This is a genomic window from Adlercreutzia sp. CNCM I-6216, assembly GCF_977113345.1.
Genome location: NZ_CDSBIE010000007.1, coordinates 42,439 through 56,920, shown reverse-complemented (window position 1 = coordinate 56,920; position 14,482 = coordinate 42,439). Strand labels below are relative to the sequence as shown.

Genomic DNA, 14,482 nt, shown 5'->3' with positions numbered 1-14,482 from the left:
TTCCCTGTCCGGTCACCTTGATACTCCTTAAAGTTCCATGTACGAGTGCGTTTGCGGTTTAAGTATGCGAACTCTGGTGAGTCTTGCCATTGTACTACAGCGCCCCCGTCACTTCGAGAGCCGTTTCCAGAACGTCGTGGGCGGCACTGGCGCCAGCCCCCGATTCGCCCTTCTCGATGACGACGGCCACCACGACCTTGGGGTCGGCAGCGGGGGCCATTCCCACGAACCAGCTGTCGTCGCTGCCATCGCCGCGCTCGTGGGTGCCGGTCTTGCCGGCCACGGCCACGTCGTCCAGTGCCGCCTTGCCGCCGGTGCCTTCGGTGACGACGCCCTTCATGATGTCGATCTCAGCGGCGGCGGTGTCGGCGTCCATGGCCTGCTTCAGCTTCACGGGAATGGGCGAGAAGCTGCGCTCGCCGTTGGCGTTGTAGATGCCGTCGACCAGGTAGGGCTGCATGATGGCGCCCTCGTTGGCGATGGCGGAACCCACCAGCGCCATTTGCAGCACAGTGGCCTGGGGGCCGGCGGGGCTCTCATGCTCGCCCACCGGCTCGCCGCAGGCGGCCCAGGCCGTCTCCCAGGTGGTCATTTCCTCGGGGTCGGGCATGAGGGACGTGGCCAGGGGAAGGTCGAAGGGGATAGCCTCGTTGAACCCGAAGCTTGTGGCCATCTGCACGAGCAAATCGCTGCCGAGCTGCACGCCCACCTGGCCGAACACCGTGTTCGACGAGTACCACAGGGCCTGCTCCAGGGTGATCTTGCCGTAGGAGCGTTTCTTCACGTTGGTCACCGGCGCGTTGCCGATGTCCATCTCGCCGGGGGAGTCGTACATCGTGTCCGCCGTGGCGATGTGGTTCTGCAGCGCGGCGGCCAGGGTCACCATCTTGAAGGTGGAGCCCGGGGCGTACAGCGCCTGGGTGGCGCGGTTGAACAGCTCGGAGGAGTCGCTGCCGCCGTCCGCAGCCGCCGTGAGCAGTTCCTCGTAGTTGGCGGCGTCGAAGGTGGGGGAGGAGGCCAGAGCGTACACGGCGCCGGTCTCGGGGTTCAGGGCCACCACGGCGCCTACCTGGCCGGCCAGGGCGTCTTGCGCCGCCTGCTGGATGCGGGAATCGATGGAAAGCACGACGTCGTTGCCCTTGGTCTGGATGCCCGCGAGCGAGTTCACCACATCGGTAAAGCTGGCGAAGTTCTGCTCGCCGCGCAGGGTGTCGTTGTAGGCGGCCTCGATGCCGGCGGTGCCGAAGCGCTCGGAGGTGTAGCCCACGATGTGAGCCGCCAGCTCGCCGGCGGGGTATTCGCGCTTGTAGGAGCCGTCCTCTTGGCGCACCGATGTGGCGAGCACCGTGCCGTCGGCAGTGGAGATGGTGCCCCGCTCCATGCGGGCCTCTTTCGCGATGGTGTGGTTGTTCGACGGCATGCTCTGGTATTCCGGCGCCTTGATGACCATGAGGTAGGTGAGGTTGGCCACGAGCACTGCGAACAGCACCGAGAAGACGATCATGGTGCCGGTGAGTCGCTTGCCCAACGCCACGCGTCCCAGCACGGCGTCCGACCCGTGGGCGCCGATGGCCCCGGTCTGGCGCATTTCGGAATCGACGCCGGTGCCCTCGTCGCCGCAGCGCAGCAGGCAGCCGACGATGATGAAGCTGGCGATGAGTGAGGAGCCGCCCTGGCTGATGAAGGGCAGCGTGATGCCGGTCAGGGGAATGAGGCGCGTGACGCCGCCGACGATGATGAAGGCCTGCAGCACGATGATGGAGGTGAGGCCCACGGCAGTGAACGAGCTGACGTCGGATTTCGCCCGGGCCGCCGTGACGATGCCGCGGATGGCGAAGCACAGGTACAAAAGCAGCACGCCGGCCGCGCCGAGCAGGCCCGTCTCCTCGGCAATGACGGGGAAGATGAAGTCGCTCTCGGCGACGGGGATGCCGCCCTCGGCTACGGGCTGACCGCCCATGCCCCGCCCGATGCCGGTGCCGAACAGGTCGCCGTCGGCGATGGAATAGAGGCTCTGCACTAGCTGGAAGCCGCCGCCCTGAGCCTCGGCGAAGGGATCCTGCCAGATGGCGACGCGGGTCTGCACGTGGCCCATCATGCCGTAAAGGGCCACAGCCGCAATGGCCGCAAGCCCAATGGACACCACGAGGTAGAGCTTCTTCCCCGTGGCCACATACAGCATGATGACGAACACGGAGAACAGTACCAGGGCGAGGCCGAGATCCTTCTCCAACACGACGACGATGAAGGCGAGCGCCCACATGACGATGAGGGGCAGAAGGGTGGCGAGGCTCGGCAGCCACAGCGGCCCTACCTTCCACGTGAACACCGAAAGCATCTCGCGGTTGGCGGCCAGGTAGGCGGCGATGAAGAACACGATGAGAATCTTCGCCAGCTCGCCGGGCTGGAAGCTGAAGCTGCCGAAGCGCAGCCACAGCTGGCCGCCGCCGGATTCGTAGCCGATGACCGGCAACATGGGGGAAAGCAGCAGCAGAATGCCCACGATCATGAGCGTGTACTTGTAATTGGCGAGCTTGTCCAGGTTGCGCACGACGGCGAGCGTGGCGATCATGGCCGCGATGCCGATGAACAGCCACAGCAGCTGATTCACGGCCAAATCGGGCACAATACGGGTGACGAAGGCGATGCCGACGCCCGACAGCGCGAACGAGATAGGCAGGATGGCCGGGTCGGCCGCCGGGGCGAGCAAGCGCACGGCAATGTGGGCCACAAGGAATGCGGCGAAGATGCCGAGGGGCACGCCCAGGGTGTTGAAGGAGAGCTCCTGCCCGCCGGTGACCACCATCATGGCAAAAAGCACGATGACGATGGGCGAGGCGATGAGCAGAAGCATCAGCTCTATGTTGCGCCGGGTCATCGGTTGGTTCCTCCCGAGGTGCCCCCGGCCGTGCTGCCGCTTGCGCCAGCGTCGGGGTTGCCCGTGCCCTTGCCGGTCGTGCCGGAGCCGGCACCGGCCGGGGGTTCAGTGCTTTGCGAGTCCGTGCCACCCTGCTCGCCACCGGCTGCGCCGCCGCCAGCACCTTCTGTACCCTTCGCGGGTTCCTCAGGCTGGTTGGCCTCAGCCGCTGCCCGGGCCGCTTCCTCTTCGGCGGCGCGGCGGTCGGCGATTTCCTTCTCGTATTCCGCGACGAGGCTGTTGGCGGCTTCCAGGGAATCCACCTTGATGCCCTCCTCGCGCAAGCGGTTGGCGGTGCCCGGTTGCAAATCGTCCAGGGCCACGTCGGTCACGCGATCGAGGTGATTGAAAGACAGCCCGAACAGATCGCCGGGAATGCCCTGGTACACGGCGACTTTTCCGTCCTGGGCCACCAAATAGGCGGCGTTGGACGCCAGGTAGTTGAACCCATAGGCGCAACCGGCGATGATGGCCACCAGCAAAAGCGCCAGCATGATGGCCGTCGCGCGGCTCTTGCGCGTCAGCTTGCGGCGGTGCTGCTCGGCCAGGCCCGTCACGTCCACGACGATGACGGTGACGTTGTCGTAACCGCCCCGGCCCACGGCCTCGTTCACCAGCTGGGCCGCGCAGCGCTGGGGCTCGCTGTGGCTGGCGAGGATCTTGGCAATCTGGTCATCTTCCAACATCGTGGAAAGCCCGTCGGAGCATAGAAGCAGGCGGTCGCCGGCTTCCACAGTCAGCTCGAACAGGTCCGGCTGGGTGCGCGGGTCGCTGCCCAAAGCGCGGGTGATGACCGAGCGCTGGGGATGAACGCGGGCCTCGGCCTCGGTGATCTGGCCGGCTTCAATAAGATCGGCCACCAGGGAATGGTCGCGGGTGAGCTGCTGCATCTGCCCCTTGTGCAGAAGGTAGGCCCGCGAGTCACCCACCTGGGCGATGACGAGCTTGTCCTTCTCCAGCATGGCGGCGGTGCAGGTGCAGCCCATGCCGGCGCGGCCGACGCCCTCGCGAGCGGCGCGGATGATGGCGAGGTTCGCCTCTTCCACGGCCTGTCCCAAAGCCGAGGCATCGGGGTGCGCCGGCGCGCGGTCGCAGATAACGTCCACGGCGATTTCCGAGGCCACTTCCCCCGCGGCGTGGCCGCCCATGCCGTCGCACACCACGTACAGCGGCGGGGCAACGGCCAGCGAGTCCTCGTTGTGCTCGCGCACGCAGCCGACGTCGGTGCGACTGCCGAAAGTAGCGCCGCTCTTCTTGCGCTTTGCCCGGGCCATTACTGGTTCCTCACGCGGATGTCGACGTCGCCGATGGTGACGAGATCCTTGTTGCGCAGGGCTACCGGATCATGGACAGGGCGCCCGTTCACGGCCGTGCCGTTCTTCGAGCCCAAATCTTCCACGAAGAGATTCTGGCCCATCAGCTGGAAACGGGCGTGGCGACCGGACACGTAGCCGGCGCCGATGACGATGTCAGCCCCGGGCGAGCGGCCCACGATGACGGGCCCATGCACGGCGATGGAGACGCCGCGCAGCTCTTTGGGGCCGCGTTCCACCGACACCGTCCAGCCGCGCTCCTTCTTGCGGGAGCCTTTGACCATGCCGATGCCGGTGCGCATGATGGCGAACAGAAACAGATAGAGCAGCGCCACGAACAACAGGCGCGCGATGAGCAGAACGAGATCGATCACCGATAGCCTCCTTTGGCTCGCTGAGGTGCGGGCGGGCTAGATGAGCTGGAACTCGAGGTTGGTGGTACCCACGATGATGCGGTCGGCGTCGTGCAGTGCGGTGGACTTGATCTGGCGGCCGTTGACGAAGGTGCCGTTGGTGGAGCCCAAATCGGTGAGGATCCAGGCGCCGGACTCGTCCTGGCGGATTTCCGCATGCACGCGGGAGACGTTGATGTCGGGAATGACGATGTCATTCTTCGACTCACGCCCGATGGTCTCGGCCTGGCCGGGCAGCGTGAAGGCGCGGTCGTTGGTGATGTCATATATATAAGCTTGGCGGGGCTCGTCGTCCTCGTAGTAGTCGTCTTCCCCGTACTCGTCGACGGGCGCGGCCTGGTAGTCATAGCCGCCGGCGGGCGCGGGGGCCGGAGCCGGGGCGGGTGCCGGCGGCTGGTAGCCGTAGCCGGCTTGCGGGGCGGCCGCGCGGGCCGGACCGCCGCCGGGGCGGATGCCGTAGCGGGCGTACTCTTCCTGGCGCAGCTGCTCAACCAAGGGGGAGGCCACCATCTCGGCAATGACGTCGAACTTGCCGTGGCGCAAATCGTCGTCGACGATGAAGCGCACGAGGGGCTGCCCGTCCATGACGAGGCCCTGCTCGGCGGCTTTGGCGGAAAGGTAGGTTTCGGTCTCACCAGCCAGAGTGGGGTAGTAGCCCAGAAGGCGGCGGTCATCGTCGGCGTTGACGAGCACGGTATAAAGCGTGGGAGCGTACTGCTTGCCTGCGCCGACCATCTTCTCGCGGCGCATCTGCTTCTCGGCCTTCTTGGCAATCTGCACGGGAGACAGGGGCGCTGCGCCCATGCGATCGGCGGCGCCTTCCACGGTGTCTTCCATCTTGCCTTCGAATTTTGAGAGGAGTCCCATGTGCTTCTCCTTGTTCTTGCGTGTTTAAGCTGCGTTCTTCTTGCGTGATTGCGCTGCGCTTTCGGAGCAGCGTTCAGTAGCACAGCAGCTTATTTTGCCATAAAACCTATGCACGCACCTCATCGACCAACCATTTTACTTAATTGCCACAGTGACAATTTTGTTCGATTACCTCAACTGCGTTAACAGCGACAAGAGCGTTCTCTGGTTTCGGGGCGCCCCCGGCCCGGGCAAAAAGCGGCCTCGGGCTGCGGGACGGCGCCGGTTCTGGCAAAAAGCGGCCTCGGGCTGCGGTGTAAGCGATGGATGACTTTTCGAAAATTCGGGAAACCCCAGGTGAAACGAGTGTGGCCATTTGTTAGCTACGGAATACACCGCAGCCTGAGGCACAAAAATGCCACACGCCTTCCGCATGGCAGAATTCCCGGGTTTAGTACCTGGCGGCGCATGATGTGCGACAAAACTAGCGAGAAAATCCCTTCGCTGGGAACCAAACTACCTGTTTTTGCCACGCCGCTTTTCCGTCGCGTGCCGACGGGTGTTTTCTGCGCATGCAATTGATCAAGTATGTTCCGTGCGTTAGCCTGACGGCACCTGGCGCTGTCGAAATTCGGAAAATGCAAACTGCAATCTTCGGATTTTGCAAAGTGAAATTTTCGGAAAATGCAAACTGGAATCTTCGGATTTTGCAAAAAGCTAGTGAAAACACCTGGTGAAGAGATACAATGCACAAGAAAGTAAAGATGCACATAGGAGCGCGAGATGCCCAACGAACTTCCTCCGCGAGATGAATATCTGCCTCGCATCATCGATGATCAGGTAAGTCGCTATCTGGAGATATTCGGGGCGGTGGAAGTGGCCGGCACGAAATGGTGCGGGAAAACTTGGACGGCCTGCCGTCATGCCGAAAGCGTTAGCTACGTTGACGAGGCGCTGGCTCTGGCTCAGTCCGATCCTCAGGCAATGCTCGAGGGCGATCGGCCCCACGTCATTGATGAGTGGCAGCTTGCGCCGTCAATTTGGAATGCCGTTCGCCATGCCGTAGACCGTAAGCGGGGGTTGCGCGGAGCTTGGCTTTTGACGGGCTCCTCCACTCCTCTCTTGAAAGACGACGAGCAAGCTAAGGCGATGCACAGCGGAGCAGGCCGCATCGGGCGTATACGCATGCGCCCGATGAGCCTCGTTGAATCAGGCGATTCAACGGGTCAGGTCTCTGTCGCAGCGCTTTTCAGGGGTGAATTCTCGCGGGCCGTAGTTCCCGGCGATGCCGCATCGTTGGCCGCCGCGGCCTGCAGAGGAGGTTGGCCGGAGACATTGGATTTGTCACCGAGCCAATCGCTTCTCACGGCAAGGGAATACCTGAACCTTCTGTTTACGGAAAGCGTTCCTCGTCACGGCAAAGATGGGGAGTTGGCGCGGCGCATCGCGCTGTCCCTCGCACGGAATTTAGGACAAGCGGCAACATACAAGACGCTTCTTGCGGACATTTCGGGTGGTGATGAGCCGCTGGTGACAACAGCAACCGTGGCATCCTATCTCGGTGCGCTGAAAAGCATGTACGTGATTGAAGAGGTGCCGGGCTGGGTGCCGGCGAGGCGCTCCCCCAAGCGTCTTTCGGTGAAACCGAAGCGCTACCTCGCGGATCCCTCTCTTGCCGTAGCCCTCCTCGGCATGAACGAGGAAGCGCTTCTCTCCGCTTGGCAGACGTTCGGACTGGTGTTCGAGAATATGTGTATGCGTGATCTCATGGTGTACGCCCAGGCGTTGCCCGATGCTCCGGCTGTGCCCGTGAGGTACTATCGCGACGATGCCGGTCTTGAGGCGAACGCTATAGTCGAGTTGCCTGATGGCCGTTGGGCGGCCTTCGAGTTCAAGCTTGGCATTGCGAAGGCCGACGCAGGGGTGGCAACCCTGAAGCGAGTGCGCGAGAAAGTGACGCGCAACCCTCACGCGCGCACGCGCCCCCCTGAGTTCATGGTGGTTCTGACGGGTACGGGTGAGTACGCTTACCAAGCTGAAGAGGGAATCTACGTCATACCCTTGCGTGCATTGGGCGCTTAATCTGCTTTTTTGACTGTCGTTGCCCTGCCATATTGACAAGATGCCCTATCAAAAGTTGCCATTCATAAGCCATTCTGTTGACATTTTGAAATAAAAGGCGAATTATTAGTCGGTCAGTCGTGTATCAACAGTCTTGAGGATTGGTGGTAGAAAATGCACATTGCGAAAAGAAAGGGCAAAGGCGTTCTTGCTTGTTTCCTAAGCGTGCTTCTTGTCCTGGGGGGGGGTTCTCCTCTCTGACGCTTGGCGCTAGTCAAGCCCACGCCGTCGACGTCGGCGCCAACCCGGCTCCGCAAATCGATATTGCGGTGAATGTCCCCTCTGATTACGAAGGAACCTTCCTCGACTTCAAACAAGAGCTAACGGCTCAGCTCATTGAGCAAGGCCTTGATCCTTCTACGTTCCGAATTACCAACACGGCCGTCTCCATTGATACGAACGATCTGAATGGTTGGTATGTATACGATCACTATCGGAATGATTCTTGCTACGATGCCCTGAAGCTCAGTGCTGAACAGAAGTTAAAGCAGCCCAAACGTATAACAGTGGATAATTCTACAACGGGTGATAACAGCATTGAAGCGGTTGTCAATAAGAATACAAATAAGTTTACCATTAATAAAGTTGCTAATCTAAACCATCATATTCTCTCTTATTTAAATGAGCAGACTGGCACGAGTAATATGGCTTTTGCCGGTTATGGCACAAAGCCATATGCCGACTGGATGTTGTATCCTGCCTCTAGTAGCAGCACTCGTTCTTTCAGCTTTAACATAGATGCATCGGTTATTAATACCCATACGCTTACTGGCTTCGGTTTCTTCATGAACGCTGGGGTAGAGGATGGCAAGCTGTATGGGTATCTCCTGTATTTCGATGCAGGCAATGCGTATAGCGGAACCGGCGCAGTGTCTATCAAGAAAATCAATGGGATATCGGCTGATTCAGAAACTACGGTTTTTACGGGCCAGTCTACCGTTTCGGGTGCTGACAAATCATTTTCTTTGGGATCTCAAAAGAAAGTGCGCCTTACATGCGAATTGAAGGAGAACTCTCTCACGATACAGCAGCAAGCGTTTTCGTCTGATGGTAACCTTTCCGATCCTGTGAACGTCTTGACCAACTTTTCCATCCCCCAGTTTTACGGCGGAAAGAAGCTCAACGGGTTTGGCCCCTGGGTGGGATACTCTTCTCATGGCTGCACTGATTTTTCCTCTATTATCTATACCGATCTTGCGATGTCCTATGAGGCCAGTGCTTTCGATGCTTTGAAGAATGTTCAGTATTACCAAGGGGCCGACCAGAAGTACTTCATCAACCTCGCTGGTGAAAGTGGCGACTCTGGTGTACCTGATGAGTACACGAAGGGCTCTGATCCTAAGCTTAACGAAGGTTATGCCGATGGCATCAAGCGTATGATCGAGAACGAGATCTTCTACATCTCCAACGACAACGACGGTCAAGTGATCACCGATCCGACCAAGAACGAAGACGGGTCGTTTGCTCATCGCGGTATTGGATCCATGAATGGTGCCTATACGCCTGGCGATGATCACGTGGCTCTCATGGCCGAATACATTGCCAAAAACTATTTCGACAAGGTGAAGTTCACTCCGCAAGAGACCGATAGTGAAATCCCTCTGGCCAACTTCTATTTGAAGGATATGGCGACGGGCAACCAAATCATGACGCTGCATCAGCAGCACTTGGTGAATACCAATCAAACGGTTGAGGTAAACATCCAGGGTCAGTCGAAGACCGCAAACAGTGGTGCTGCGCTCACAAACAAGCGCTTGGTGGTGTACAACCCCGACAACACGGTCGTATACGATTCGGGCTGGGTGAATTATTCGGTCTCAATTCCCAATTACCAGTTCACGAAGGACAGTGCTGCTGGCAGGTGGAGCTTCGAGCTTGCCGTGCGGGATGCGAATGGGAAAGAATCCAAGGCATTCCAGACATACCTGACGGCCTTTAAAGACACCGAGCATCCCACCATCACGGGAGAGAATCAGAAGCGCAACATGGCCACTATCACGCTGACGGATACGGGCCAGGGCATCGATGACGATGGCATCACCTTCATTGAGGACGGTCGTGGTTCAGGTGTTGCCTATTACTACATCACGAACGATGAATCGTTCTTGTCGAATAGCACGACTACTACTCCCACCAAGCTGCCCGATGAGGAAGACTGGATTCAGGTTCCTGGTGGCCCTGTTCATTCTTACACTTTTGATGAGCCCATTGTTAACACTGACCCGATGATTGTATTGGTGCGCGACGAGTGCGGCAATGTAGGCGTTCAGGCAGTATTCCAGCCTGTTCATGTCGTAGTTAAGGATAAAGACGACAACGATATCGAGGATTACTATGTCATAACTGACGAGCCCATCGTTGTTCTCCCCGACGATCCCGAGCCCGATGATCCCGACGACGAATTTGCCGTTTGGGAAACTCCCGGCGGGGATCCAGTGACTCCGGGCACGCCTATCGCTCCGCCTCATAACAACGAGATTATTATCCGGCCCGTGTTCACCAATGACACCTCGATCATTGCGTTCAATGCAAATGGGGGCACCCTTGCTGATTCGGGCGTGGATGTAGGGGCTGCAACTACTCGTAAAGTTCCTGCTGGTTCGTCGGTGCTTGATAAAGTGAGCAAGATGGATATCGTTGCCACGCGTAATGGCTATGATTTTGTAGGGTGGAAAATCGGCACTGCTGAAGTGACTGACCAAGTTACCGTAAAGGACGGAACGGTTACTCTTACTGCTCAGTGGGAGGCGCGTGGCTACAAGCTGTTTGTCGACGGCAATGGCGGCACGGTCAAGAGCGGCCTTTCTTACGAGGTTCCGTTCGCAAGCAACATTTTTGCAACCAGCTATCTGCCGACGTCGGGCATGAAAATTCCCGTGAAGCCTGGCTATACGTTCCAGGGGTGGTCGACGACCAAGGTAGAGCCGTTCGAGTCTGATCAGGGAGCGGCGGCTTTAGCAGCGGTCGAGTTCTCTGCTACCAAAGCTGCTACCAAGGCAATGCCTGCTTCAGATATTACGGTATATGCTGTGTGGCTGAAGGATGCAAGCAAGTTTGTCGTGTCGTTTGATGCCCAGGGCGGTGACCCTGTAAAGGATCAGGCATACAATACGCAAAATGGAACTACCTACAATGTGTTCCGCACGCCCTCACGTAGCGGATATGACTTCCTCGGTTGGTTTACCGACCCTCATAACGGAACCGAAGTGCAGGGCGAAACCACGATACCCACTGATCGTCGGAAAGATCATACGCTGTATGCTCATTGGCAGGCACGTAGCGACTCTTCGTACATCATTGAGCACTACGTTCGATCCGACGCGAATCCTTCTGGCTATGAAAAGGTGGCGGCAGCTACTGAAAGCGTGAGCCCCAATTTGGCTTCGGGCAGCACGATCGATCTGACAGATGACACGGCATCGCACGTGCGCGACATGAGGGCTGGCAACTATGGACTTTCGGATGACTACTGGTTCAACGCGAGCACTTCGACTCTAACCGGTGAGCTAAGTCCCAAGTTGGTGCTGCGCTTTGAATACTTCCGTTACTTCGATGTTAGCACCGACGCGAAGGGCCCGGGAACCGTTGAAGGTGCGTCTCTGAACCTCAAAGAGGGCGATTCGCGGACTGTTACGTGGGCTCCTGCGGCCAACGCCAAGGTAGCTTCGGTGACCATCGATGGCCAGGTGCGTGACGATCTCATTGCCATTGGCAGCTATACGTTTGATAACCTAAAAGCAGATCATCGGGTATCGGTAGTGTTCGAGGAAGAAAAAGAAGCGCCGAAGCCGATCGTTCCTGATCCGGGCTCTACTTCAAAAGAGTTCTTCGACATAGTCGCCTCTATCGAAGGGTGCACCGATGGCACTTGCACCATCACCGGCAATGGTCGCGTGAAAAAAGGCGAAGACGCTCAGATTGCTTGGAAGCTGGGCGAAGGCTATGCAGTGACTTCTGTGACCATCGACGGCGTTGAGCATGAAGGCTATGCGGCGGATACGGTGGATTTGACCGAAGTGCAAGGGTCTCACAGCATTGTGGTTACGGTGCAAAAGAATAAGTTGCCCACCATTGGCGGCAACACAACCGATGGTAAGTATACGATCACGGTGAATCGTTACGGCGGAATAGTGAACGATGAGGAGAGCGAGAGCGTATTTGTCTCAGAATCGAAGACGGTGGCGCCTGGCGACCAGTACAAATTGACGGTTAAGCAAGATTCGAATAAGAGGTACACCATTTACAAGGTGATGCTTGATGGAAAGACCATATTCGATCTTGCGAAGAACGGTTCAAAGGGAACGGTGACCGACACGCGGCGAAACATTAGCGCCAACCACACCTATGATGTGTACTTCTGCGAGACGCCTGTTCCGGATGAAGAGGGGAATACCCCCGATCCGGTGCTCCCTGATTTCGAAGATAAGAGCCAGTTCATCACCATCAACACAAAGATTGAGGGCGGCGAGGGTACGATTACGGGTGGCGCCGTCATCGAGAAGCCGAAAGATGGCGTAGTGGAGAATGTGCCAGTGGAATGGACCGTTGGTGGCACAAACGAAGATGTGGACAGCGCCAACTATCGCTACTACGATGTCGATGAAGTGCAGGTAACCAGCAATGGAGAGACCAAAATCATCACGGCCGATGATCTGGCGAAGAGCGGGTATGATCTTGAGAATCTTGAAGCAGATGCCAGCGTTGTGGTGAAGGTGAAACCGGTCACCTATGACGTTGACGTGTACAAGTATGGGAACGGTACGGTGGCGGCCTCGAAGACTCTTTACAAGAACCAGAACTATACCGAGATCGCTGCCGTGGCGGCCGATGGGCACAAGATTGCTCGCGTATATGTTGACGGCAAATCTAGGTTCGAAAACAAAGAGGCCGTCAGCGTTGCAGCTCTCGATGCTGCTCCTATCGAGACGCTAGGCGAGGATTCTGCGGCTGATGAGCCCGTGGCGAGTCCTGCCAGCCAGATTGAGCCTACCGCAAATGACCTGCTCCAAACGTCCTTCGAGGCGCCGATTTCCGATGCAGGAGTGGAAGTCGATCAGCGTCAGGATGCCCCTGAGGAGGAATCAGCTGATAGCGATGCGGTAGCTGTGGATCAGCTTCCTGAGCCTCAGCAACCTGAAGAGCAGCCTGCCACAGAGGATAAGTCACCAATCGCTGCTCTGCTTGATGTCGTCAATCCTGTGGAAGAGGCTTATGCCGATGATCCAATAGATGTAGTTACCGTTGACAAGGATGATTCTACCAACCAATTTAATAAGGTATCGATTCGAACTATCGGTTCCGACCATGAGGTTCGCGTGTATTTCGTGAGAGAGGATATCCCCTGGGATGACTACGATAAGGAGCTGCCCCAGCCCAACGATCCAGAGCTGTTCAAGATCAGCGGTACCATTACGGGAGGAACCGGCGAGTTCAACGGCCAGGCCTTGGTAAAAAAGGGCGAGAGTGCTGAGATTTCTTGGAGCACGCCGTCAGGCTTCAATGTAACCGATGTGAAGATTAACGGTCAGAGTGTTTCTATCCCGGCCGACAACAAAATGACCCTGACCAACGTGGATAAGAACACTCAGGTTGAGGTGGTGGTTGCTCCCAAAAAGCCGCTCAACAACGATGAACGAGTTGTTCCTACTATCGATGGTGAGGAAGATGTCGCCCACTACAGGGTGAATACTAAGATCAACGGCGCTTCGGGTTCTATTACAAATTCAGCCTCGCTGGCAGAGGGCGCTACTTATGCAGTGAACTGGGACGCAATGGCGAATAATGCCGATCCTTCTAAGAACTATCAGGTGCTTCAAGTGAAGATAGACGGCAAGCTCATGAACCGACGTGCTACGTCTCGTGGAGTGAGCTTCACCGACGATGAAGGCAATGTGATTGGTGACGCCACTACAGGCGGCTACACCTTCTACAACATCAAGATCGAGCACAATGTCGTCGTGACGGTGGGCCCGGTGTCTGAGGTTAACAAAGACGGAGATCCTGAGGTAAACATCGACACCAACGGCGACGGCATTCCCGATGTGAACATTGATACTGATGGAGACGGTGTTCCTGATGTAAACGTTGACACTAAAGACGACGGCATTTGGAAGCCTGACACCAATGTCGACAAGGGCAATGGCGAGTTTGGCGATGATCCGACGCCTCCGGTGGACGAGGATGGCGATGGTATTGACGACAATTGGAAGCCGGAATTCATTGTCTTCCCTGACGACGATCCCGAGAAGCCTGCGTACAGCACAACCTATGTGCCGGTAAACCGCAACCTTGTTGAAAATGCTACCGTTCATGTAAAGGTGGGCACGCCGGTTACCAATGACGACATCTTGGCAAAGGCTCAACAGCTTTTGGACGAGATGGGAACTAACTTGCCAGAGGGGCTTGAAGTGAGTCTCGAGATCATCAAGGATGGGCAGCAGGTCGAGGGTGTCGATACTTCGAAGCCCGGCATTTACAACGCAACGGTTACCTACACTGATGAGTATGGCAATACGTTCCAAGTGCACATCCAATATGTAATCGACGACGAGCCGAATAACGGAAACGAATCGAACGGTGGCGACGATGTCGATGAGCCCAACGGCAATGGCTCAAATGGTGCCGGCGACGCCGATGACCCCAACGGTAATAGCTCGAATGGTGCTGGCGCTGGCGACAAGAGCAGCTCTGACGACAAGGGCGGCAAGTCCGACAGCGACAAGACGCGTCTTTCGCAGACCGGCGACCAGCTCATGCCGCTGATGGCGACCATGGCGCTGCTGGCGATGGCGAGCCTTTTCGTGGCGATGGGCGCTGGACGCCGCACGCGCCGCGCGAAGGCGGGCAAGCACGCGCGCTAACGCATACCGATG

The 14,482-nt window shown here is 57.9% G+C and carries 6 protein-coding genes; 2 read left to right on the top strand and 4 right to left on the bottom strand.

Annotated features, from left to right (window positions below; translation table 11 throughout):
- Positions 1-94: 94 nt before the first annotated feature.
- From ACYVRU_RS07970 to ACYVRU_RS07955, 4 genes are read right to left on the bottom strand one after another with little or no spacing between them, the layout of a single operon-like run.
- Entirely contained in the window at positions 95-2,878 is a 2,784-nt protein-coding gene (locus ACYVRU_RS07970) for an FtsW/RodA/SpoVE family cell cycle protein (protein ID WP_452040478.1), read from the bottom strand.
- The gene (locus ACYVRU_RS07965) at positions 2,875-4,191 is read right to left on the bottom strand and encodes a Stp1/IreP family PP2C-type Ser/Thr phosphatase (RefSeq protein ID WP_461185992.1); all 1,317 of its coding nucleotides are present in this window, start codon (positions 4,189-4,191) and stop codon (positions 2,875-2,877) included. Before ACYVRU_RS07965 ends, ACYVRU_RS07970 begins: the two co-directional genes overlap by 4 nt.
- On the bottom strand, positions 4,191-4,604 hold the full coding sequence (locus ACYVRU_RS07960; protein WP_022741684.1) for an FHA domain-containing protein: 414 nt from the start codon (positions 4,602-4,604) through the stop codon (positions 4,191-4,193). Before ACYVRU_RS07960 ends, ACYVRU_RS07965 begins: the two co-directional genes overlap by 1 nt.
- Positions 4,605-4,640: 36 nt before the next feature.
- Positions 4,641-5,510 (bottom strand): FhaA domain-containing protein, encoded by an 870-nt coding sequence (locus ACYVRU_RS07955; protein WP_461185991.1) that lies wholly within the window; start codon positions 5,508-5,510, stop codon positions 4,641-4,643.
- A 762-nt stretch (positions 5,511-6,272) separates the two neighbouring features.
- On the opposite strand from ACYVRU_RS07955, the gene ACYVRU_RS07950 reads away from it, so the two are divergent.
- Both ACYVRU_RS07950 and ACYVRU_RS07945 read left to right on the top strand, forming a co-directional pair.
- Positions 6,273-7,571, top strand: a complete 1,299-nt coding sequence (locus tag ACYVRU_RS07950; protein WP_461185990.1) for an ATP-binding protein — start codon at positions 6,273-6,275, stop codon at positions 7,569-7,571.
- Positions 7,572-7,762: 191 nt separating this feature from the next.
- Positions 7,763-14,470, top strand: a complete 6,708-nt coding sequence (locus tag ACYVRU_RS07945) for an InlB B-repeat-containing protein (protein WP_461185989.1) — start codon at positions 7,763-7,765, stop codon at positions 14,468-14,470.
- Positions 14,471-14,482 lie beyond the last annotated feature (12 nt).

Bases quoted from the DNA above. Each gene is read 5' to 3' on its own strand.
- ACYVRU_RS07970 (WP_452040478.1), bottom strand. From the start codon at position 2,878: ATGACCCGGCGCAACATAGAGCTGATGCTTCTGCTCATCGCCTCGCCC.
- ACYVRU_RS07965 (WP_461185992.1), bottom strand. From the start codon at position 4,191: ATGGCCCGGGCAAAGCGCAAGAAGAGCGGCGCTACTTTCGGCAGTCGC.
- ACYVRU_RS07955 (WP_461185991.1), bottom strand. From the start codon at position 5,510: ATGGGACTCCTCTCAAAATTCGAAGGCAAGATGGAAGACACCGTGGAA.
- ACYVRU_RS07950 (WP_461185990.1), top strand. From the start codon at position 6,273: ATGCCCAACGAACTTCCTCCGCGAGATGAATATCTGCCTCGCATCATC.